The organism is Janthinobacterium sp. TPC_1 (assembly GCF_056037845.1).
The window spans coordinates 2,014,783-2,036,813 of record NZ_CP195157.1; the positions used below are offsets into that span (position 1 = coordinate 2,014,783).

The window sequence follows — 22,031 nt, forward strand, 5'->3', positions numbered from 1 at the left end:
TATGAAAGCATCTGAACTCCGCGGCAAGGACCAGCCAGCTCTGCAAAAAGAGCTGAATGACCTGTTGAAGGCACAGTTCGGCCTGCGCATGCAAATCGCTACGCAGCAGCTGAGCAACACTTCGCAGCTCAAGAAGGTACGCCGCGATATCGCGCGTGTGAAGACGGTAATGAATCTGAAGGAAGCCAAATGAACGAACCAGTGAAACAGTCGCTCAAGCGCACGCTGATCGGTAAAGTGGTTTCGGACAAGATGGACAAGACCGTTACCGTTCTGATCGAGCGCCACGTAAAACATCCTTTGTATGGCAAGATCATCATGCGTTCGAACAAGTATCACGCGCATGACGAGACCAACCAAGTCAAGGCCGGTGACACGGTTGAGATCCAGGAAGGTCGCCCGATCTCCAAAACGAAGGCATGGACGGTGACACGTGTGGTTCAAGCCGCACCAACCGTTTAAATAAAAACCACCGTTTCGGCGGTGGCTTTTAATTAGTACTTGCAGGCCCGCAAATTGTATGTAATACTTGCGGGCTTCGTTCATGTAACGCCGCAAAGTGTCTGGCCACAGACAGTAGCATTCGCGGTCAGTTGATGTATGAAGGTCATGCACCCAAACAGTGAAGCCCAGCAGGGCGGCTCTGGCGGGACCAAGACTGACCGTGGGTCTACATTGTGTGGATTCTTCGGCTTAAGTTGGGAAAGAGAATACTATGATTCAAACTGAAAGCCGGCTCGAAGTGGCTGACAATACCGGTGCCAAAGAAGTAATGTGCATCAAGGTATTGGGCGGCTCCAAGCGCCGTTATGCTGGCATTGGCGATGTGATCAAGGTAACCGTTAAGGTTGCTGCGCCACGTGGCCGTGTCAAAAAAGGTGAAATTTATAACGCCGTGGTTGTGCGCACCGCTAAAGGTGTTCGCCGCCAAGACGGTTCCCTGGTGAAGTTCGACGGCAACGCCGCCGTTCTGTTGAACGCCAAGCTGGAACCGATCGGTACCCGTATTTTTGGACCTGTCACGCGCGAACTGCGCACTGAGAAGTTCATGAAAATCGTGTCCCTGGCACCGGAAGTCCTGTAAGGAGTCGTAATGGATAAGATTCGTAAAAACGACGAAGTCATCGTTCTGACCGGGAAAGACAAGGGCAAACGTGGTGTGGTACAGCAGCGTATCGATGCTGAACATATCGTGGTTGACGGCATTAACATCGCTAAAAAAGCGACTAAGCCAAACCCGATGACTGGCGTAACTGGTGGTATCGTCGATAAGACCATGCCAATTCACGTGTCCAACGTTGCATTGTTTAATGCAGCGACTGGCAAGGCAGATCGCGTGGGTTTCAAAGAAGTGGACGGCAAGAAAGTCCGCATCTTTAAATCCTCCGGCGAAGTAGTGAAGGCTTAAGAAATCATGGCACGTCTCCAAGAATTCTATAAAGAAAAAGTCGTTGCCGACCTGACCAGCAAGTTTGGTTACAAGTCGGTAATGGAAGTTCCACGCCTGACCAAGATCACCCTGAACATGGGTGTTGGTGAGGCTATCGCGGATAAAAAAGTTCTCGAGCACGCAGTTGCTGACTTGACCAAGATCGCCGGCCAGAAGCCAGTGACCACCAAGTCCCGCAAAGCGATCGCAGGCTTCAAAATCCGTGAAGGTTACCCGATCGGTACGATGGTCACCCTGCGCGGCGCTCGCATGTACGAGTTCCTGGATCGCTTCATTACCGTGGCTCTGCCGCGCGTACGCGATTTCCGTGGTGTGAACGGCCGTGCATTTGATGGTCGTGGCAACTACAACATCGGTGTCAAGGAACAGATCATTTTCCCTGAAATCGAATACGACAAGATTGACGCGTTGCGCGGTATGAATATCAGCATCACGACAACCGCTAAGACCGATGACGAAGCCAAAGCTTTGCTCGCCGCCTTTAAATTCCCTTTCAGGAACTGATCATGGCCAAACTGTCACTGATTAATCGTGAGATCAAGCGTGCTGACCTGGTGGCGAAATTCGCCCCTAAGCGCGAAGCTCTCAAGGCCATCGTCGATGACCAATCGAAATCGGAAGAAGAGCGCTACGAAGCTCGCCTGAAATTGCAGGCGCTGCCACGTAACTCGAACCCGACGCGTCAACGTAACCGTTGCGCCATCACTGGTCGTCCGCGCGGCACATTCCGTAAATTCGGTCTGGGTCGTATCAAGCTCCGTGAATTCGCCATGCGTGGTGAAATTCCGGGTATGACAAAAGCAAGCTGGTAATAGGAGAATATGCAATGAGTATGAGCGATCCTATCGCCGATATGCTGACCCGCATTCGCAATGCACAAGGCGTGCAAAAGACGACCGTGGCCATGCCATCGTCGAAAGTCAAAATTGCGATTGCCAGCGTCCTGAAGGACGAGGGTTACATTGAAGATTTCGCTGTTGCCGAAGCTGGTGGCAAAGCGGAACTGAAAATCGGTTTGAAGTATTATGTTGGCCGTCCCGTCATTGAGCGCTTGGAGCGCGTGTCCCGTCCGGGTCTGCGCGTCTACAAGGGTAAAGACGAGATCCCTGTTGTGATGAATGGCTTGGGTGTGGCGATCGTGTCGACTCCGCAAGGCGTCATGACTGACCGCAAAGCACGCGCTACCGGTGTCGGCGGCGAAGTTATTTGCTACGTGGCTTAAGGAGTTACACATGTCTCGAGTAGCTAAAATGCCTATCGTAGTGCCAGCTGGCGCCGAAGTCGCCATCTCCGCACAAGCGATCACCGTAAAAGGCCCGCTGGGCGTACTTTCCCAGGCCCTCACCGGTCAGGTCAAAGTGGAAAACAATGCAGGAACCCTGAGTTTCGACGTGGCGAACGACAGCCGCGAAGCCAATGCCATGTCCGGCACGCTGCGCGCACTGGTCAACAACATGGTTGTTGGCGTCACCAAGGGTTTCGAGAAAAAGCTGAACCTGGTAGGCGTGGGTTACAAGGCGCAAGCTCAAGGCGACAAGTTGAATCTGTCCCTGGGTTTCTCGCACCCTGTAGTGCATGACATGCCAGCTGGCGTTACCTGCGCAACACCAACCCCGACCGAGATCCTGATTAAAGGTATCGACCGTCAACAGGTTGGCCAGGTAGCCGCTGAAGTTCGTGCTTACCGCGCTCCTGAGCCTTATAAAGGCAAGGGCGTTCGCTATGCGGACGAAGTGGTTAAGCTTAAAGAAACCAAGAAGAAGTAATTAGGGGCTGACGATGGATAAGAAAGAATCACGGCTTCGCCGCGGACGCCAAACCCGCATCAAGATTGCGGAATTGAAAGTAAATCGCTTGTCGGTGCATCGCACCACCTGCACATTTACGCCAACCTGATCAGCCCGGACGCTAAAGTCCTGGTTTCGGCCTCGACGGCTGAAGCGGAAGTTCGCGCTGAACTGGCAGGCCAATCCGGCAAAGGCGGCAATGCCGCTGCTGCAGCCTTGATCGGCAAGCGCGTCGCTGAAAAAGCGTTGAAAGCAGGAATTACCGAAGTTGCGTTCGACCGCTCCGGTTTCCGTTACCACGGCCGTGTGAAAGCGTTGGCAGAAGCCGCACGCGAAGCCGGTCTGAAGTTCTAAGGATCAATCATGGCAAAAATGCAAGCAAAAATGCAAAGCGACAAGCCGGATGATGGCATGCGCGAAAAAATGATCGCGATCAACCGCGTGACCAAAGTGGTCAAGGGTGGTCGTATCATGGGTTTCGCCGCGCTGACCGTAGTTGGTGATGGCGATGGCCGCGTCGGCATGGGCAAGGGCAAATCGAAAGAAGTGCCAGTTGGCGTGCAGAAGGCAATGGAAGAAGCCCGTCGCAACCTGATCAAAGTACCGCTCAAAAACGGCACCTTGCATCACACGGTTGTTGGTCGTCACGGCGCCTCCAAGGTCCTGATGAACCCAGCTAAGCCTGGTACTGGCGTTATCGCTGGTGGCGCAATGCGCGCTATCTTCGAAGTGATGGGCGTGACGGACGTGGTGGCGAAATCCACCGGTTCGAACAACCCATACAACCTGGTACGCGCTACGCTGGACGGCCTGTCGAAAATGAGCACTGCTTCCGATATCGCTGCCAAACGCGGCAAGTCGGTCGAAGACATTCTGGCTTAAGGTGGACAAAATGACAAACACAGTCAAAGTGCAATTGGTCAAGGGCTTGATCGGTACGCGCGAATCGCATCGCGCTACCGTGCGCGGTCTGGGTCTGCGTCGTGTAAATTCGGTTTCCGAATTGCAAGACACCCCATCCGTACGCGGCATGATCAATAAAGTATCGTATCTCGTTAAAGTTGTCGGGTAAGCCTTCGGGCTTACACGAACGGAGCAAATCATGGAATTGAATACTATTGCACCAGCCGAAGGCGCTAAGCACTACAAGCGTCGCGTCGGTCGCGGTATCGGCTCCGGCCTGGGTAAAACCTCGGGTCGTGGTCACAAAGGTCAGAAATCGCGTTCGGGCGGCTTTCATAAAGTCGGTTTCGAAGGCGGTCAGATGCCTCTGCAACGCCGTCTGCCTAAGCGCGGTTTCAAATCGATGCACGCAACCTTCAAAGCTGAAGTGCGCCTGTCCGATCTGAACAACCTGGCTGTTGGCGATGTCGACATTCTGGTCTTGAAGCAAGCTGGCGTTCTGGGCGTGTTGGCCCGTGACGTGCGCGTGATCTTGTCCGGCGAAATCACCAAAGCGGTGAATTTGAAGGGCTTGAAAGTGTCCGCTGGCGCGAAAGCAGCCATCGAAGCAGCCGGCGGCTCGGTAGCCTGAGTTGACCGCTAACAGCTTGATCGGAGCGAAAATTGGCGACTAATCCACAACTTGCTAAAAGTGCAGCGGCCGGTTTCCCTTGGGGACGGCTCTGGTTTTTGCTTGGCGCATTGGTGGTTTATCGTATCGGTGCTCACGTCCCGGTTCCCGGGATTGACCCGACACAATTAGCCTCGCTGTTCAAGGAGCACGAAGGCGGCGTCCTGGGCATGTTCAACATGTTCTCGGGCGGTGCCTTGTCTCGTTTTACAGTGTTTGCGCTGGGTATCATGCCTTATATCTCGGCCTCGATCATCATGCAATTGCTGTCGATCGTGTCACCGCAGATGGAAGCGTTGAAAAAAGAAGGCGAAGCAGGTCGTCGCAAGATCACCCAGTACACCCGGTATTTCACGGTTGCCCTGGCACTGTTCCAAGCGTTAGGCATTGCAGTCGCACTGGAGTCGCAAGCTGGTCTGGTGTTGGAACCTGGTCTTGCATTCCGCTTCGTGACGGTCGTCACTTTGTTGACCGGAACAATGTTTTTGATGTGGTTGGGTGAGCAAATTATTACCGAGCGTGGCTTGGGGAATGGCATCTCGATCATCATTTTTGCCGGGATTGCAGCAGGTCTGCCGTCGGCGTTGGGTGGCTTGTTCACTCAGGTGTCGAATGGTTCGATCGGCAGCTTCAGCGCGATTTTCATCGTGATTCTGGTAGCACTGGTAACGTACTTCGTTGTATTCGTCGAACGTGGTCAGCGCAAAATATTGGTCAATTACGCGAAGCGCCAGGTAGGCAACAAGATTTATGGCGGTCAAACCAGCCATTTGCCGTTGAAGCTGAACATGGCCGGCGTGATCCCGCCGATCTTTGCTTCTTCGATCATCTTGTTCCCGGCCACTATCGTGGACTGGTTTTCAAAGGGCGCCGACAACGCTAACCCTGCGGTGCGGTTCTTGAAAGATTTGGCAGCATCGATGGGGCCTGGTGAGCCTATCCATGCGCTGTTGTACGCAGTGGCGATCGTGTTTTTCTGTTTCTTCTATACAGCGCTGGTATTTAACACAAGGAAACAGCGGATAACTTGAAGAAAAGCGGTGCGTTCATTCCCGGGATCCGTCCAGGCGAGCAGACAGCCCGTTACATCGACAAGATCCTGACACGCTTGACACTTGCCGGCGCAGTCTACATCACCCTGGTGTGTTTATTGCCGGAATTTATGCAAGCCCAGTGGAAAGTACCATTCTATTTCGGCGGTACTTCTTTATTGATTATTGTAGTTGTCACCATGGATTTCATGGCGCAAGTACAGAACTACGTGATGTCGCAGCAATATGATTCGCTGCTGCGCAAAGCAAATTTCAAGGGCGGAATTCCGACGCGTTAAGCGCGGTAAACATACCGAATGGCAAAAGACGACGTCATACAGATGCAGGGCGAGATTCTTGAGAATCTCCCAAATGCAACATTTCGAGTGAAGCTGGAGAACGGACACGTGGTGCTCGGGCATATTTCAGGTAAAATGCGGATGAACTATATTCGCATTCTCCCTGGAGACAAGGTGACGGTGGAGTTAACGCCGTACGACCTGAGCCGAGCCCGCATTGTGTTCCGTACCAAGTAACACACTGAATCAAACCAAAGAAGCGAAAGAAAGAGCCCAAAAATGAAAGTTCTCGCATCAGTCAAGCGGATCTGCCGCAACTGCAAGATCATCAAGCGCAAAGGCGTAGTCCGCGTTATCTGCGTGGAACCACGTCACAAGCAGCGTCAAGGTTAATCGAGGAATAACAAATGGCACGTATTGCAGGGGTTAATATCCCAAATCATCAGCATACCGTTATCGGCCTGACGGCCATCTACGGTGTGGGCCGTCCACGCGCAGAGAAAATCTGTGCATCGACCGGTGTAGCAACCAACAAAAAGATCAAAGATCTGGATGACAGCGAACTGGAAAAACTGCGCGATGAAGTAGGTAAATTCATCGTCGAAGGCGATCTGCGTCGTGAACTGTCCATGAACATCAAGCGTTTGATGGATCTGGGTTGCTACCGCGGCATGCGTCATCGTAAGGGTCTGCCTTGCCGTGGCCAGCGTACGCGTACGAACGCACGTACCCGCAAGGGACCGCGTAAAGCCGCTCAATCGCTGAAAAAATAATCCGCTAGGGAATAATTATGGCTAAGTCGCAAAATAACGCCGCATCAGCACGCGTGCGTAAAAAAGTTAAAAAGAACGTCGCTGAAGGCATCGCGCATGTCCACGCTTCGTTCAATAACACCATCATTACCATCACCGATCGTCAAGGCAATGCCTTGTCGTGGGCTACCTCCGGCGGTGCAGGCTTCAAGGGTTCGCGTAAATCGACCCCGTTCGCAGCGCAGGTCGCCGCGGAAGCTGCTGGTAAAGTGGCTGTTGAGTGTGGCGTGAAGAACTTGGAAGTACGTATCAAGGGCCCAGGTCCTGGTCGTGAATCCGCCGTTCGCGCGCTGAACAACCTGGGCATCAAGATCACCGAGATCCAGGACGTGACGCCGGTACCGCACAACGGTTGCCGTCCACCGAAACGTCGTCGTATCTAAGATAGTGTTGCAGAGGGCGCTTCGGCGCCAGCTGCTTTGCTGTCTGTTGTAACTCAGTACAGTTGTGTGAAAACGCTGGAGCAGGGAGCCGGAAACGGTTATACTGCCCGGCTGTTCTTGCCTGTCAAATCCTGTTTGACGGGTTTTTCGTTTTCAGCCACCGTCTGATTGAAACCAAATCAGACTAGCGCCTAACCGCATCAGTGTGTTTGATCATGCATGTGGCTGGGGCGTTATCATTTAAAAAAAGGAAGTATCGTGGCACGTTATATCGGACCTAAAGCAAAACTTTCCCGCCGTGAAGGTACAGACCTGTTCCTGAAGAGCGCACGTCGCTCGCTGGACAGCAAGTGCAAACTGGACGTCAAGCCAGGCCAGCACGGTGTCAAATCCGGCGCCCGCACCTCGGACTACGGTAACCAACTGCGCGAAAAGCAAAAAGTCAAGCGCATGTACGGCGTGCTGGAACGTCAATTCCGCCGTACTTCGCTGAAGCAGACCGTCGTAAAGGCAACACCGGCGAAACGCTGTTGAAGTTGCTGGAAACGCGTCTGGACAACGTTTGCTACCGCATGGGCTTTGGCTCGACCCGCGCTGAAGCGCGTCAATTGGTCAGCCACAAAGCGTTCACCGTGAACGGTATCGTTGTGAACATCGCTTCGTATTCGGTCAAAGTTGGCGACATCATCGCTGTTCGTGAAAAATCGAAAAAGCAAGTGCGTATCGTTGAAGCACTGTCGCTGGCCGAACAAGTTGGCATGCCTAGCTGGGTTTCGGTTGATGCCAAGAAAATGGAAGGTACCTTCAAGTCCCTGCCAGAGCGTAACGAAATCGCTAACGACGTCAACGAATCGCTGATCGTCGAGCTGTACTCGCGTTAATAGTAGTCAGTAGCAAGATCTCCGCCCACTTTGCTTTTGTAAAGTGGGCGTTTCACTAATGCCATCAGCCTTATCGGTGTAATGAGCCGAGGGTATTTGAAAAGGACATTTCATGCAAAACAGTTTGTTGAAGCCACGTATTATCGATGTTGAAGCTCTCGGTGCAGGTCACGCCAAGGTCGTGATGGAACCGTTCGAGCGCGGCTATGGCCACACATTGGGTAACGCGTTGCGCCGCGTTCTGCTGTCGTCGATGGTGGGCTACGCGCCGACCGAAGTGACGATCGCTGGCGTCGTCCACGAATATTCTTCCCTCGATGGCGTGCAAGAAGACGTCGTCGATCTGTTGCTGAACTTGAAGGGTGTGGTTTTCAAAGTCCACAACCGCGATTCGGTAACCCTGACCCTGAAAAAAGAAGGCGAAGGCGCGATCCTGGCCTCCGACATCGACCTGCCGCATGACGTCGAACTGATCAACCCTGACCACGTGATCGCCCACCTGACCGCTGGTGGCAAGCTGGACATGCAGATCAAGGTTGAAAAAGGCCGCGGCTACGTTCCTGGTAACGTGCGTCGCCTGTCGGAAGACACGAACAAGACATCGGCCGCATCATTCTCGATGCATCGTTCTCGCCAGTGCGCCGTGTATCGTACTTCGTTGAATCGGCCCGCGTTGAACAGCGTACCGACCTGGACAAGCTGATCATCAACATCGAAACCAACGGCGTGATCTCGCCGGAAGAAGCGATCCGCCAGTCGGCCCGCGTCCTGGTGGACCAGTTGAACGTGTTCGCTGCCCTGGAAGGCACGGAAGCCGCCGCCGAAGCGCCATCGCGCGCTCCGCTGGTCGATCCTATCCTGTTGCGTCCGGTCGACGACCTGGAGTTGACCGTGCGTTCGGCGAACTGCCTGAAAGCGGAAAACATCTACTACATCGGCGACCTGATCCAACGTTCGGAAAACGAACTGCTGAAAACGCCAAACCTGGGCCGCAAGTCCCTGAACGAAATCAAGGAAGTGCTGGCATCGCGCGGCTTGACCTTGGGCATGAAGCTGGAAAACTGGCCGCCTGCCGGCCTGGAAAAGTAATTCGTAGTTGTAGCAAACTGCCTGGGACAGGTGTCCCAGGCTTTTATTTTGTAGTACCAAACCGGTCCGCGGCTAGTCGGGGTTTCCCGCCCAGCCGATCGAAGAACTGGATTTAAACACTCACCGAAAGGATTTATCATGCGTCACGGTCACGGCCTCCGTAAACTGAATCGTACCTCGTCCCACCGTCTGGCAATGCTGCGCAACATGACAGTATCGCTGCTGCGTCACGAAGCGATCAAGACCACCCTGCCAAAAGCAAAAGAACTGCGCCGCGTTGTTGAGCCAATTCTGACCCTGGGCAAAACCGACTCCCTGGCAAACAAGCGTCTGGCCTTCAACCGCCTGCGCGACCGCGAAATGGTCGTCAAGCTGTTCGCTGAACTGGGCCCACGTTTTGCCAACCGTAACGGTGGTTATGTGCGTATCCTGAAAATGGGTTTCCGCGTCGGCGATAACGCTCCTATGGCGTTCGTTGAACTGATGGATCGTCCAGATACGACCGAAGCAGTTGAAGTTGCTGGCGAGTAATCCCAGTAATTGCATCTAAGAAAGCCAGGCCTAGCCTGGCTTTTTTGTTTTCTGCTGCAGCTATCCTTGCTGCGGTGTACTATTCTTCTTTCGCGCCGGCCCGGCACATGCGCTGCCTGCTCCGCGCGTCCTCCGTCGAATGGTCGAAAAGGTAGTTCATGTCCCGTTTCCCCTCCAGCGCCTCCGCGCGCGCCGCTCCCCTGCATCAACTGCTGATCTGGTTTGCCACCTGTTTGCTGCTGGCCATGGCCGTCTTCGGCGCCAGTCACGCCCGCGCCGACGATGAATTCCTCGATCCCGAGCTGGCCTTCAAATTTTCCGCCCGCATGCAGGACCCGTCCACCATCGCCGTCACCTATGTGATCGCCGATGGCTACTATATGTACCACGAGCGCTTCAAGTTCGAGGCCGTGGGCGCCAAGTTAGGCACGCCCGTGTATCCGGCTGGCAAGGTCAAGTTCGACGACACCTTCCAGAAGAATGTGGAAACTTTCCGCAAGACCCTGACCATCACCATTCCCGTGGAAGCGGCCGGCGCGTTCACCTTGAAGGCGACGGGACAGGGCTGCTCCGACAAGGGCCTGTGCTATGCGCCGCAGGATGCGACAGCCAAGCTGGTGGGCGGTGGCGGCGGCCAGAGCATGGCGCCCGGCACGGGCCTGCCGTCGAAGTTCGCCTTGCCGGCCGCGCCCGCAGTCGACACGGCGGCGATCAACGGTCCGCAGGCGCAGGCCTCGCCCGGCGTGTCCGTGCTGAGCATCCCCCAGGCGGAGATCACCAGCACGCCCGAGCCGGCCGCGGCGGCGCCCGTGGCGGCAAGTCCCGCGCCCGCGCAAAGCGAGATGGGCAAGATCGAGGCGGCCTTGAAGGGCGGCAAGCTTCTCGTCATCGTGCCGCTGTTCATGTTGTTGGGCCTGGGGCTGGCGTTTACACCGTGCGTGCTGCCGATGGTGCCGATTTTGTCGTCGATCATCATCGGCGATGGCGCCAAGGTCAGCCGCTCGCGCGGCTTGCTGCTGTCGCTGACCTACGCGCTGGGCATGGCCATCGTCTATACGGCGCTGGGCGTGGCGGCCGGTCTGGCGGGCGAAGGCCTGGCGGCCCAGCTGCAAAATCCGTGGGTGCTGGGCTTCTTTGCCCTGCTGATGGCGGGCCTGGCGCTGTCGATGTTCGGTTTTTATGAACTGCAAGTGCCGGCTTTCCTGCAAGGAAAATTGACGTCCGTGTCGAACCAGCAATCGTCGGGCCGCCTGGCGGGCGTGTTCGTCATGGGTGCCATTTCCGCCCTGATCGTGGGACCCTGCGTGGCCGCGCCGCTGGCTGGCGCCTTGCTGTACATCAGCCAGACGCGCGACGTCGTCATTGGCGGCGGCGCGCTGTTTGCCATGGCGGTGGGCATGAGCGTGCCGCTGCTGCTGGTGGGCGTCTCCGCCGGCACCTTGCTGCCCCGTGCCGGCGCGTGGATGGATGCCGTCAAACGCTTCTTTTGGCGTGCTGCAGCTGGGCGTGGCCTGGTGGCTGGTCTCGCCCGTGCTGCCGGGCGCCGTGCAAATGCTGGGCTGGACGGTCCTGCTCGTCGGCTATGGCATGTATTTGCTGGTGGGCAAGAGCGGCGCGCAACACGCCTGGGTGGCCAAGGCCTTCGGCCTCGTGTTTGCCGTGCTGGGCGCGATGCAGCTGGTGGGCGTGGCCAGCGGCGGCCGCGACCCGCTGGCGCCGCTGGCCCACCTCGGTGGCGGCCAGGTCCACGCGCAACCGTTTACGCGCGTAAAGACCGTGGCGCAGCTCGATGCGGCGCTGGCGCAGCTGGGTGGCAAGCCGGCCTTGCTGGACTTTTATGCGGACTGGTGCGTGTCGTGCATCGAGATGGAAAAACTGACCTTCGTCGATCCCGCCGTGCGCGAGAAGATGGGGCAAGCCGTGCTGCTGCAAGTGGACGTGACGGCCAATGATGCGGACGACAAAGCCATGCTGAAACGTTTCCAGCTGTTTGGCCCGCCGGGCATCATCATGTTCAATCCGCAGGGGCAGGAAATCGCCCAGTCGCGCGTGATCGGCTTCCAGAATGCATCGACGTTCCTGACTTCCTTGCGCAAGCTCGACGGACAGTAAGCGTTTACTTGTCTGATCGATAAGAAAAAGCCTGCAATGCAGGCTTTTTCTGTTTCTGCGCCAGCTACAACTTAGCCGGCTTTCGGATGCTGCTGCATGCCGTGGTGGCTACCGCGCATGCCACCGTGCTTGCCGCCAGGCACGCTATCGTCAAACACTTTCTTTTGTTCCGGCGTCAGCACGGCGTAGAAGGTTTTCAGCGAGGCCAGGCGGCTTTCCTGGGCCGCGATGCGTTCCTTCGACATGGCGATCCATTGCTCCATGCGTTCCGGTGCCGACAGCTTGGCCATCGCTTCGCGCTTGGCCCTCCAGTCGCCCATCGGCTTTTTCGGCGCGTTGGCGGCCGTGAACGTGGCCCAGGCCGGTTCCTGCGCGGCCGTCAGCTTCAGCTTGTCATGCAGGCGCGCCTGGTACTTGGCCATGCGCTCGGCCGGGTTGCCTGCGCGGTGCTGGCCGCGCTGGCCTTCATGTTGCATCTTGGTGCTGGCGGCAGGCGCGCTGGCGGCCGCTTCCTGGGCGTGGACGGTCAGCGATGCCGCACCCATGCCGAGTACGCTCATGGCGATGATCAAATTCTTGCGCAAGGTTGTCATTGAGGCGTTCATCTGGATTCCTTTGTAAAAGTGAGGGATGTGCATGTTGCAGCACATGAATCCATGTTGGACGCCCCATGTTTCCCCGAAGTGTCCGCTGCCAGACAGTTTGTATCTATATGTTTCTTCGGGTCTCCTATATACAAGACGATACAAATGCGTTGTGCAAGGGCGGGGGAAGTGGGGATAATTCGTATTATGGAACCCACTTCTACAATTCTCATCGTCGACGATGACCGCGATATCCGCAGCTTGCTGGCGGACTACCTGGAAACGAACGCCTACCGCACCCTGGGCGCGGCAGATGGCACGGCCATGTGGAAAATCCTCGATGAAACGCGGCCCGACCTGATCGTGCTCGACTTGAACCTGCCTGGCGACGATGGGCTGACCCTGTGCCGCAAGCTGCGCGCCCAATCGACCGTGCCGGTGATCATGTTGACGGCGCGCAATGAGCCGCTGGACCGTATCCTGGGCCTGGAAATGGGCGCCGACGATTACTTGCCGAAACCGTTCGAGCCGCGTGAATTGCTGGCGCGCATACGCAGCGTGCTGCGCCGCAGCCACGCCATGCCGTCGAACGTGCCTTCTGACAAGGCGCAGCAAATCCGTTTTTCCGGCTGGACCCTGGACCTCACGGCACGCCACCTGCTCAACCCCAGCGGCCTGGTGATCATGTTGTCGGGCGCCGAGTTCCGTTTGCTGCGCGTGTTCCTGGAACACCCGAACCGCGTGCTGAACCGCGACCAGTTGCTGAACCTGACGCAGGGGCGCGCGACGCCGACCCGTTCGACCGCTCGATCGATATCCAGATCAGCCGCCTGCGGCAAAAGCTCGGTGAAGATGCCCGCTTGCCGCAAATCATCAAAACCGTGCGCAACGGCGGCTACGTGCTGGCCGGCCAGGTCAATGTGGAGCCGCACGCGTGAAGGCCTTCCTGGGATCGATGACGGGCCGCGTCTTCATGTTTTTGCTGATCGGTATCGTCGCTTCGGCCGCATTGACGCAGTGGCTGGCCGTGGGCGAACGCCAGCGTGCCATCGAGCAATACCGCGACTACCACGCCGTGGAGCGGGCAGAACAACTGGTGATGGCGGCCGACGTGGTGCCGCTGGCCTCGCGCGCCGCCTATCTGAAAGTGGCCAACAAAGGCAGCGTGCGCCTGGAACTGCGTCCCGAGAAGGAACATACGCCCGGTGCGCCGACGGAATTTTCCACCGCCCTGCAAGCCAAGCTGGGCGAGGGTTTCAAGGTCAGCGCGCTGGCCGAACGCCCGGAAGCCTGTGTCAAGCCGCGCCAGTCGCCGGGCATGTTTTCCGCCAAGCCATGGGGCGGCACCTGCGAAAACCTCGACGTGCGCATGCAGGACGGTCACGTGCTGCGCCTGATGGTCTTGCCGCCGCGCCAGCAGCCGCCGTTCAATGAACACAACGACTGGATGACCCTGCTGCCATTCTTGATTAGCATCGCCATCCTCGCCTACCTGGTCACGCGCATGACCATGCGCCCGCTGAAACAGCTGGCGCAGGCGGCAAAAGACCTGGGCAACGACATCAACCATCCGCCGCTGACCCTGTCGGGCGCCAGCGAAATCCGCCAGGCCAGCGCCGCCTTCAATGCCATGCAGGCGCGCATCCGCCAGCATATTTCCCAGCGTACACAGATGCTGGCTGCCATCACGCATGACTTGCAGACGCCGCTGACGCGCTTGCGCCTGCGTCTGGAAAAAGTGGCGGATACGGAATTGTACGACCGCCTGGTGGGCGACTTGTCGGCCATGCAAAGCATGGTCAAGGAAGGGCTGGACCTGGCCCGCTCGATGGATAGCACGGAAGCGATGCAGGCGCTCGATCTCGATTCCCTGCTCGATAGCGTCTGCTCCGACGCGGCCGATGCCGGTCAGAAAGTCACCCTCAGTGGACAGGCAGGCATGGCCTTGATGGCGCGCCCGATCGCCATGCGGCGCTGCCTGGTGAATTTGATCGACAATGCCGTCAAATACGGCCTGTACGCGCAGGTGACCGTCGAGCGCATTGCCGGCGCGGCGCGCATCCGCATCCGCGACGGGGGGCCAGGCATTGCGCCCGATCAGCTGGCCAAGGTATTCGAACCGTTTTACCGCATCGAGACTTCGCGCTCGCGCGAATCGGGCGGCACGGGCCTGGGCCTGACCATCGCGCGCAATATTGCCGAGCAGCATGGCGCCACGGTTTCACTGCTCAATCATGCTGACGGTGGACTGGAAGTCACCCTTATCGTGCCAGAGTATTACGCTGGAAAGTGATCATTTCCATGCGACAATATTGTGCTTTATGCTCCCTGGCAACTACCTTCAACCTGCAGCCCTGCGCTGCGACAGCGTGACAGAACAATGAAAAAGACTAGTCTGGCAATCCTCGTGGGTGCGGCCCTGTGTATCGGTGGCGGCATCTGGTATTTCAAGCATCAGTCCGGCGCAGCGACCGGTGGGCAGGAGGGTAAAGGGGGCAAGGGCGGGCAGGCGCCGACGACGGTGAGCGTGGTCGCGCCGCTGCGCCAGGATGTGCCGATGGTGCTGCAAGCCAATGGCAGCGTCATGCCCATCAGCAGTGTCGACCTGCACCCGCAGACGACCAGCACGATTACCAAAGTGCATATCCGCGAAGGGCAGTTCGTCAGGCAGGGCGAGCTGATGTTCACGCTCGATGCGCGCAGCGAGCACGCGAATGTTGACAAGGCGCAAGCGCAGGTGCTGCGCGACCGCGCCTCGGTGCAGGACCTCGAACGCCAGCTCAAGCGCAACCAGGATTTGCTGAGCAAGAATTTTATCGCCCAGGGCGCCGTGGATACCCTGCAAAGCCAGCTCGACGCGGCACGCGCCTTGCTGGCCGCCGACCAGGCTGCCTTGCGTGCCGCCCAGGTCGATTCCAGCTACACGGTCCTGCGCGCGCCGCAGAGCGGCCGCGTGGGTGCCATCAATGTGTATCCGGGCAGCCTGGTGCAGCCGGCTACTTCGCTGACCAGCATCACCCAGCTCGACCCCATCGACGTGTCGTTCACCTTGCCGGAAAGCAGCCTGTCGGGCTTGCTGGCGGCGCAGAAGGCGGGCGAGGTGCCCGTCACGGCGCTGCTGTCGGACGCGGGCGGCAAGCAGCTCGATGGCAAACTGAACTTTATCGACAATGCCGTCGATCCCGCCACGGGCGTGATCAAGGTCAAGGCCCGTTTCAACAATGGCGGCACCGACCTGTGGCCTGGCCAGTACGTGAATACGCAGCTGACCGTGCGCACCCTCAAGGATGCGCTCGTCATTCCGCAAAACGCCATCATCACGAGTACCACCGGCACGTTCGTGTACTCGATGGAGGCGGACAACACAGCCAGGATGCGCAAGATTGCCCGCGTGTATGCATTCGGACCGAGCGCCGTCGTCACCGGCCTGGCAGGCGATGAAAAAGTCATCGTCGATGGCAAGCAGAACTTGCGCCCAGGCAGCAAGGTGCGCCTGGCGGAAAAAAAAACACAAGGCCGCCGATGGCGCCGCCGCAGCGCAGGGCAAGCCAGCATGAACCTGTCCGAACTGAGCATCCGCCGCCCCGTCATGGTGGTGCTGCTGTCCCTCTCCATCATCCTGGCCGGCGTGCTGGCCTACCTGCAAATTCCCGTGGCGGCCTTGCCGAGCTACAACACGCCCGTCATCAACGTCAGCGCCGACCTGGCTGGCGCCAGCCCGGAAACCATGGCCTCGTCGGTGGCCTTGCCGCTGGAAAAACAGTTTTCCACCATTTCCGGCCTCAGCCTGATCACGTCCACGAGTACCCTGGGCAATACCTCGCTGACCCTGGAATTTGACGCCAGCATCAATGTCAACGAGGCGGCCGTCGATGTGCAGGCGGCCCTGCTGCGCGCGCAGCGACAGTTGCCGACGGAAATGACGGATTTGCCGTCTTACCGCAAGGTCAATCCGGCTGATGCGCCGGTGCTGTTCATCCAGATGACGTCGCCCTCGCTGAACTTGTCGGATCTCAATGATTATGCGGAAAACCTGATCGCCCCGAGCCTGTCGACCTTGCCCGGCGTCGCCCAGGTCATCGTCAATGGCCAGAAACGCTTCGCCGTGCGCGTGCGTGCCCGTGCCGACCTGATGAATGCGCGCAACCTGACGATGGACGAACTGGCTGTTGCCTTGCGCACCTCGAATACGAATTCCCCGCTGGGCATTCTTGACGGTCCGAGCCAGACCCTGACCATCCAGGGCAATCCGCAAATGATGAAAGCGGCCGATTTTGCCGAACTGATCGTCGCCAGCCGCAATGGCCAGCCTGTGCGCCTGAAAGACGTGGCCGAGGTGGAAGACAGCTTTCAATCGATCAAGGCCGTCGGCAGTTTCAATGGCGAGCGCTCGATCAGTCTGATGGTGCAGCGCCAGCCGGACGCCAATACCGTGCAAGTGGTCGATGGCGTGCGCCGTTTGCTGCCGGGCTTCAAGGAGCAATTGCCGCAGTCGATACAGATCAGCCTGGTTAACGATCGCTCGCTGTCGATCCGCGAAGCCATCCACGACGTCAATTTGACCCTGGCCCTGACCGTGGTGCTGGTGGTGCTGGTGATCTTTTTGTTCCTGCACCGCGCGGCCGCCACCTTCATTCCGGCCGTCACCATGCCGATTTCCCTGCTCGGCGCCCTGGCCCTGCTGTACTGGCTCGGCTACAGCCTCGACAACGTTTCCCTGCTGGGCATTACCCTGGCCGTGGGCCTCGTCGTCGACGATGCCATCGTGGTGCTGGAAAACATCGTGCGCCATATCGAGATGGGCAAGAAACCGATACGCGCGGCGCTGGAAGGGGCGAAAGAGATGGGCTTTACCATCATCTCGATTTCCGTCTCGCTGGTGGCCGTGTTTATCCCCATCTTCTTCATGCCGGGCGTGATCGGTTTGCTGTTCCACGAGTTCGCCGTGGTCGTTTCGCTGGCCGTGCTGGTGTCCGCCGTCGTGTCGCTGACCCTGGTGCCGATGCTGGCCAGCCGCTTCCTGCCGGCCGACTCGCGCGAGCACAATGACAGCGACCCCAGCCATGGCGAGAAAACCTTTATCGGCCGCCATTTCGAAGCCGGTTTCACGAAATTGCGCAACGGCTATGTGCATCTGCTCGACAAGGCCCTGGCGCACCGCAACGTGGTGCTGTTCGTTGCCGTGTGCACCTTTGCGCTGACGGTGCTGCTGTACGCGACCATTCCCAAAGGTTTCTTCCCCGAGGAAGACCTGGGCCAGATCCAGGTGAATACGGAAGCGTCGGAAGATATTTCCTCCGCGGCATTGCAGGATTTGCAAGCCCGCGTGGCGGCCGTGCTCATGGCGGACCCCAGCGTGCAGGATGTGACCTCGTTCGTCGGCGGCGGCAACACGGGGCGCATGTTCATGGTCTTGAAACCGCGCAGCGAGCGGCCGAAAATGCCGGTGGTGCTGGAAAACCTGCGCCGCGCCACGAGCGCCGTGCCCGGCATGGCCGTGTATTTCCGGCCCGTGCAAAACTTGCAGCTGGGCGGGCGCCAGAGCAAGAGCCGCTACCAGTACACCTTGCAAAGCGTGAGCCCCGACGCGCTGAATGACTGGGCGGAAAAGTTTATTGCCGGCATGCGCACCGATCCGGCCTTCCGCGACGTCACCAGCGATTCGCAAATCAAGGGCTTGCAGGCGTCGCTCAGGATCGACCGCGACAAGGCCAATCTGCTGGGCGTGCAAATGTCCGACATCCGCACGGCCCTGTACAGCGCCTTTGGCGAGCGGCAAGTGTCGACCATCTATTCCTCGGCCGCCAGCTATTATGTGATCCTGGAAGCGGCCACGGCGGACCGCCAGTATGACGATGCGCTCACGCGCGTCTCCGTGCGCAGCAAGACGGGCGAGCTGGTCAAACTATCAAGTATTGCCTATGTGGAACGCACGATCGGCCCCACCTCCGTGAATCACCAGGGGCAGTTGCAAGCCGTCACCATCGCCTTCAACCTGGCGCCGGACGTGCCGCTGGGTATCGCCACGGGAAGGATCGATGCGATGGCCAAGGACATGAGCTTGCCGGCCTCCATCATCACGCGCTACGGCGGCGATGCTGCCGTGTTCCAGAGCTCGCAGTCGAGCCAGATCATTCTCATCATTGCCGCGCTGGCCGTGATCTATGTGCTGCTCGGCGTGCTGTATGAAAGCTACATCCACCCGCTGACCATCCTGGCCGGCTTGCCGTCCGCGGCCGTGGGGGCGCTATTGACCCTGCGCCTGTTCGGCATGGACCTGACCATGATCGCCATCATCGGCATTTTGATGCTGATCGGCATCGTCAAGAAAAACGCCATCATGATGATCGACTTTGCCCTGCATGCGCAGCGCAACGACGGACTGGCGCCGGCGGAGGCCATCCGCCAGGCTTGCATCCTGCGTTTTCGTCCCATCATGATGACCACGGCGGCGGCCTTGATGGGCGCCTTGCCGATTGCCCTGGGCCTGGGCGCCGGTGCCGAGCTGCGCCAGCCGCTGGGCCTGGCCGTGGTCGGTGGCTTGCTTTTCTCGCAAGTCATTACCTTGTTCATCACGCCCGTCATCTATTTGTTCCTCGACAAGTACAGCGGCACGGGACCGTTGACGGATGAGCAACTGGTGGCGCTCGACAACAAGGCCTGAGCCGCCACACGGCCACCACCGGCGCCCCGTTCCTCTGTGAATGCGGCGCCGGTCTTGTATGGACGGTGATACATACGGTAACAACCGTCAAGAGACGGCTCGGGTACCCTAGCTTGCGCTGCAAGGAATACCGCTATCCTGTACGCTTCGGGTTGGAAATGCCGGGGAAGTGTTCCCAAAAGCAAGGGACTCTGGCACTATGGCTGCCCTGTAAGATTATTTTTGTTGCTACACAGAAAGCACGATTCATTTTGCATGACACGACCCATTTGATGGCTGCCGATTCCGATGTTTGCCCCACCTGCGGGCAAGTCATCCAGCCACCACCGGCCTACGGGTCCAGGACCAGCACCATGCGCAAGGTGGCGCTCGGCGTGTCCGTCTTGCTGCACGTGCTGCTGGCCGCGTATGTCCTGCTGCGCAGCGACACCATCGAAAAGATTCCGCCGCCGAAGAAGGAAAGCGCGATGGTCTACATTGCGCCCCTGAAGGACAAGCCGCAACCGAAGCCGCAGCCCAAGCCCACACCCAAGCCCACGCCGAAACCGAAGGACACGAAAGTGGCCAAGGTGAAACCACCGCCGGCGCCGAGCAAGCGCGTGGTCACAAAAGACGTGCCGCGCGACAAGCCAAAACTGGAAACATTTACGCCGCCGCTGGTGTCGAAAGTGCCGTTGCCGCCGCCGCCCGCCGAAGACATGAGTGCGATGATCGAGCAGCGCCGCAAGCAGCGTCAGGCGCAAAATCCCGCGCCGCCGGCCGAGGAAAGCGAAAACGACCGCGCCATGCGCGTGGCCAAGGCGAATATCGCCGGCGCGCAGGGACGCAATTCCGGCAGCGACCGCGAGGATTCGGGCGGCGTGTTTTCTATCGTCAACCAGACCTCGTTCAGCGCGGAAGTCAAGTTCAAGGGCTGGAATGGCAACTTCAAGCGCAACTGGCTGAAGCAGGAAAAAGTGGAGCTGGGCAATGAGCCCGATATCGAAACGGCCATCCTGAAGAAGATGATCCAGCTGATCCGTGCCGAAAAGCCCGGCGATTTCGTGTGGGAATCACGCCGCCTGGGACGCAACGTCAACCTCAGCGCCCGCGTGGAAGACACGGCTGAGCTGATGGCTTTCCTGCGCCAGGAATTCTTTTCCGAGAAGCGCCCAGGGCCGGGACGGCGCTAAACGTCCAGCGCAATAAAAAAGGCTGCACCGTGTGAACGGGCAGCCTTTTTTACGCAGCGTTGATCTTGATCAAGCCGGTTTGTCCGCTTCCGGCTCGACGTCGTCTTCCATCTCGATCAAGTCGACCATCTGGGCCGCGCCGTCTTCGCTGATGCCGGCCAGTTCCATGATCTTGTCATTGGCTTCGTCGATGCCGACTCTTTTCAGGGCCGAGAACAGTTGCACGGTGAACGGGAAGCCGACGCCGTCTTCATCCACGTAGCTGTCGAGCTTGGCTTTCGCCTGGCGCAGCGCGTTGACCGATTCATTGCGGTTCAGCTTATCGACTTTCGTCAGGATGCAGTGAATTGGTTTACCCGTCGGGGCGAACCATTCCAGCATCTGGATGTCCAGGTCGGTGAAGGGACGGCGCGAATCCATGATCAGGATCAAGCCCGCCAATTGCTCGCGGCGCTGCACGTAGTCGCCCAGCAGGCGCTGCCAGTGCAATTTGGCCGAGCCCGATACTTCCGCGTAGCCGTAGCCCGGCAAGTCGACCAGCAGGCATTCGATCTCTTCGACGATGGTGGCATCCTTGCGGTGCTGCGCCACGTGGGCGCCGCCGATGGAGAAGTAGTTGATGTGCTGGGTACGGCCAGGTGTCTTGGAGGCGAACGCCAAGCCTTTCTGATTACACAAGATGTTGATGGCGGTCGATTTACCGGCATTGGAGCGGCCGGCAAAGGCGATTTCCGGCACCGTGGTATCGGGCAGGTCACGCAATTGGTTGACGGTCGTAAAGAAGCGGGCTTGCCAGAGTTTTGACATGGGAGTAGTAAAGCAACAAAAGGGAGCGATAAGGGAGCGATAACGCCAAGAAGCTATTGTACAATAAGGGGTTGTTTATTGTTGCCGGCGTAGCAGCGATGCGGCTTGCGGCCCTGAAAATAAAGCAAAAATCCACAGGGCGCGGCAATGTCCACCACTAATTTCTCACTGTCTCAGGGTGCCTGAATGAATCGTGCGTTTTCACCGTTTATCAAATCCATGCTGCTCGCTTTGCTGGCTGTATCGGCAACTGCTTCCGCGGTCGAAGCACCGAAACCGGCCGTCAAGGCCGATGCCGCCAAGGGCGCTACCCTGTACGCCGATGGCGATGCGGCGCGCGGCTTGCCTGCCTGCGTCTCCTGCCATGGCGCGGCCGGCAATTCGACCATCACGGTCAATCCGAAGCTGGCCGGCCAGCACGAAAGCTATATCTACAAGCAACTGGTCGACTTCACCACGCCGGAGCGCAGCCAGCCCGTCATGACGACGTACGCGAAGATGCTCAGCGACGCCGACAAGAAGAATATCGCCGCCTACCTGGGCGCGCAGGTGTCCAAGCCGGGTGCCGCGAAAAACAAGGATACGATCGACCTGGGCAAGAAAATCTACCGTGGTGGCATTGCTTCCAAGCAAGTTGCCGCCTGCGCCATGTCATGGCGCGACGGGCAATGGCATTCCCGTCCAGTATCCGCGCATCGCCGGCCAGCACCAGGATTACACGGTGGCCCAGCTGACCATGTTCCGCAGCACCAAGGCTGATGCCCGCAAGAACAGCGCGCAAATGCACACCATCGCCGCCCGCATGTCGGATGACGAGATTGCCGCCGTGGCCGATTACATCGCCGGCCTGAAGTAA

Annotated in this window: 21 protein-coding genes and 8 pseudogenes; 27 read left to right on the forward strand and 2 right to left on the reverse strand. The window is 58.3% G+C overall.

All coding sequences use genetic code 11. From position 1 onward, the window contains the following. The first annotated feature begins 1 nt into the window (after position 1). From rpmC to dsbD, 21 genes and pseudogenes are all read left to right on the forward strand, one after another. The gene (rpmC, locus tag ACQVLG_RS09820) at positions 2-193 is read left to right on the forward strand and encodes a 50S ribosomal protein L29 (protein ID WP_010394412.1); all 192 of its coding nucleotides are present in this window, start codon (positions 2-4) and stop codon (positions 191-193) included. Continuing rightward, a complete protein-coding gene (rpsQ, locus tag ACQVLG_RS09825; RefSeq protein WP_010394415.1) occupies positions 190-462 on the forward strand; it encodes a 30S ribosomal protein S17 in 273 nt (90 codons plus the stop codon). The genes rpmC and rpsQ overlap by 4 nt, the downstream gene beginning before the upstream one ends. Before the next feature lie 253 nt (positions 463-715). Then, complete coding sequence (gene rplN / locus ACQVLG_RS09830) at positions 716-1,084, forward strand: 50S ribosomal protein L14 (protein ID WP_008444317.1); 369 nt, start codon at positions 716-718, stop codon at positions 1,082-1,084. A 9-nt stretch (positions 1,085-1,093) separates the two neighbouring features. Beyond that, on the forward strand, positions 1,094-1,408 hold the full coding sequence (rplX, locus tag ACQVLG_RS09835; protein WP_034753204.1) for a 50S ribosomal protein L24: 315 nt from the start codon (positions 1,094-1,096) through the stop codon (positions 1,406-1,408). Between the two features lie 6 nt (positions 1,409-1,414). Continuing rightward, positions 1,415-1,954: a 50S ribosomal protein L5 gene (rplE, locus tag ACQVLG_RS09840; RefSeq protein WP_010394421.1), complete on the forward strand. Its 540-nt coding sequence runs from the start codon at positions 1,415-1,417 to the stop codon at positions 1,952-1,954. A 2-nt stretch (positions 1,955-1,956) separates the two neighbouring features. Then, a complete protein-coding gene (gene rpsN, locus ACQVLG_RS09845; RefSeq protein ID WP_010394423.1) occupies positions 1,957-2,262 on the forward strand; it encodes a 30S ribosomal protein S14 in 306 nt (101 codons plus the stop codon). A 14-nt stretch (positions 2,263-2,276) separates the two neighbouring features. Next, complete coding sequence (gene rpsH, locus ACQVLG_RS09850; RefSeq protein ID WP_034753208.1) at positions 2,277-2,672, forward strand: 30S ribosomal protein S8; 396 nt, start codon at positions 2,277-2,279, stop codon at positions 2,670-2,672. Between the two features lie 10 nt (positions 2,673-2,682). Continuing rightward, entirely contained in the window at positions 2,683-3,216 is a 534-nt protein-coding gene (gene rplF / locus ACQVLG_RS09855; RefSeq protein WP_034778281.1) for a 50S ribosomal protein L6, read from the forward strand. Between the two features lie 13 nt (positions 3,217-3,229). Next, a pseudogene (rplR, locus tag ACQVLG_RS09860) lies at positions 3,230-3,591 on the forward strand (50S ribosomal protein L18). 9 nt (positions 3,592-3,600) lie between these two features. Then, entirely contained in the window at positions 3,601-4,119 is a 519-nt protein-coding gene (gene rpsE, locus ACQVLG_RS09865; RefSeq protein WP_010394433.1) for a 30S ribosomal protein S5, read from the forward strand. Positions 4,120-4,129: 10 nt separating this feature from the next. Next, on the forward strand, positions 4,130-4,309 hold the full coding sequence (gene rpmD / locus ACQVLG_RS09870; protein WP_010394435.1) for a 50S ribosomal protein L30: 180 nt from the start codon (positions 4,130-4,132) through the stop codon (positions 4,307-4,309). A gap of 30 nt (positions 4,310-4,339) precedes the next feature. Next, positions 4,340-4,771 (forward strand): 50S ribosomal protein L15, encoded by a 432-nt coding sequence (gene rplO / locus ACQVLG_RS09875; RefSeq protein ID WP_034753211.1) that lies wholly within the window; start codon positions 4,340-4,342, stop codon positions 4,769-4,771. 32 nt (positions 4,772-4,803) lie between these two features. Further along, positions 4,804-6,140, forward strand: a pseudogene (gene secY / locus ACQVLG_RS09880) (preprotein translocase subunit SecY). An 18-nt stretch (positions 6,141-6,158) separates the two neighbouring features. After that, positions 6,159-6,377 carry a translation initiation factor IF-1 gene (infA, locus tag ACQVLG_RS09885; protein WP_005663428.1) on the forward strand — a complete coding sequence of 73 codons (219 nt, stop codon included), beginning with the start codon at positions 6,159-6,161 and terminating at the stop codon, positions 6,375-6,377. A gap of 42 nt (positions 6,378-6,419) precedes the next feature. Beyond that, complete coding sequence (rpmJ, locus tag ACQVLG_RS09890; protein WP_010394471.1) at positions 6,420-6,533, forward strand: 50S ribosomal protein L36; 114 nt, start codon at positions 6,420-6,422, stop codon at positions 6,531-6,533. 14 nt (positions 6,534-6,547) lie between these two features. Next, on the forward strand, positions 6,548-6,913 hold the full coding sequence (gene rpsM / locus ACQVLG_RS09895) for a 30S ribosomal protein S13 (protein ID WP_046681666.1): 366 nt from the start codon (positions 6,548-6,550) through the stop codon (positions 6,911-6,913). Between the two features lie 17 nt (positions 6,914-6,930). Next, positions 6,931-7,335 (forward strand): 30S ribosomal protein S11, encoded by a 405-nt coding sequence (gene rpsK, locus ACQVLG_RS09900; RefSeq protein WP_010394475.1) that lies wholly within the window; start codon positions 6,931-6,933, stop codon positions 7,333-7,335. A 258-nt stretch (positions 7,336-7,593) separates the two neighbouring features. Beyond that, positions 7,594-8,216: pseudogene (gene rpsD / locus ACQVLG_RS09905) on the forward strand (30S ribosomal protein S4). Positions 8,217-8,328: 112 nt separating this feature from the next. After that, positions 8,329-9,305: pseudogene (locus ACQVLG_RS09910) on the forward strand (DNA-directed RNA polymerase subunit alpha). Between the two features lie 138 nt (positions 9,306-9,443). Further along, complete coding sequence (rplQ, locus tag ACQVLG_RS09915) at positions 9,444-9,836, forward strand: 50S ribosomal protein L17 (protein WP_034753219.1); 393 nt, start codon at positions 9,444-9,446, stop codon at positions 9,834-9,836. A 245-nt stretch (positions 9,837-10,081) separates the two neighbouring features. Then, positions 10,082-11,948, forward strand: a pseudogene (gene dsbD, locus ACQVLG_RS09920) (protein-disulfide reductase DsbD). Positions 11,949-12,019: 71 nt separating this feature from the next. Here the strand turns inward: dsbD and ACQVLG_RS09925 are convergent. Next, a complete protein-coding gene (locus ACQVLG_RS09925; protein WP_474294263.1) occupies positions 12,020-12,553 on the reverse strand; it encodes a Spy/CpxP family protein refolding chaperone in 534 nt (177 codons plus the stop codon). A gap of 186 nt (positions 12,554-12,739) precedes the next feature. Here ACQVLG_RS09925 and ACQVLG_RS09930 point away from each other — a divergent pair. The 5 genes and pseudogenes from ACQVLG_RS09930 to ACQVLG_RS09950 all read left to right on the forward strand — a co-directional run bounded on the left by ACQVLG_RS09930 (position 12,740) and on the right by ACQVLG_RS09950 (position 20,368). Next, positions 12,740-13,470, forward strand: a pseudogene (locus ACQVLG_RS09930) (response regulator). After that, on the forward strand, positions 13,467-14,825 hold the full coding sequence (locus tag ACQVLG_RS09935; protein ID WP_230541250.1) for an ATP-binding protein: 1,359 nt from the start codon (positions 13,467-13,469) through the stop codon (positions 14,823-14,825). The pseudogene ACQVLG_RS09930 and the gene ACQVLG_RS09935 overlap by 4 nt, the downstream one beginning before the upstream one ends. Positions 14,826-14,912: 87 nt before the next feature. After that, positions 14,913-16,016, forward strand: a pseudogene (locus ACQVLG_RS09940) (efflux RND transporter periplasmic adaptor subunit); the annotation flags it as partial. Between the two features lie 69 nt (positions 16,017-16,085). Continuing rightward, positions 16,086-19,196, forward strand: coding sequence for an efflux RND transporter permease subunit (locus tag ACQVLG_RS09945; RefSeq protein ID WP_474295597.1), 3,111 nt, complete (start codon positions 16,086-16,088; stop codon positions 19,194-19,196). 353 nt (positions 19,197-19,549) lie between these two features. Next, on the forward strand, positions 19,550-20,368 hold the full coding sequence (locus ACQVLG_RS09950) for a hypothetical protein (RefSeq protein ID WP_474294265.1): 819 nt from the start codon (positions 19,550-19,552) through the stop codon (positions 20,366-20,368). A gap of 69 nt (positions 20,369-20,437) precedes the next feature. On the opposite strand, the gene yihA is transcribed toward ACQVLG_RS09950, so the two are convergent. After that, positions 20,438-21,175 carry a ribosome biogenesis GTP-binding protein YihA/YsxC gene (yihA, locus tag ACQVLG_RS09955; RefSeq protein WP_230541254.1) on the reverse strand — a complete coding sequence of 246 codons (738 nt, stop codon included), beginning with the start codon at positions 21,173-21,175 and terminating at the stop codon, positions 20,438-20,440. A gap of 186 nt (positions 21,176-21,361) precedes the next feature. Here yihA and ACQVLG_RS09960 point away from each other — a divergent pair. Next, a pseudogene (locus ACQVLG_RS09960) lies at positions 21,362-22,031 on the forward strand (c-type cytochrome).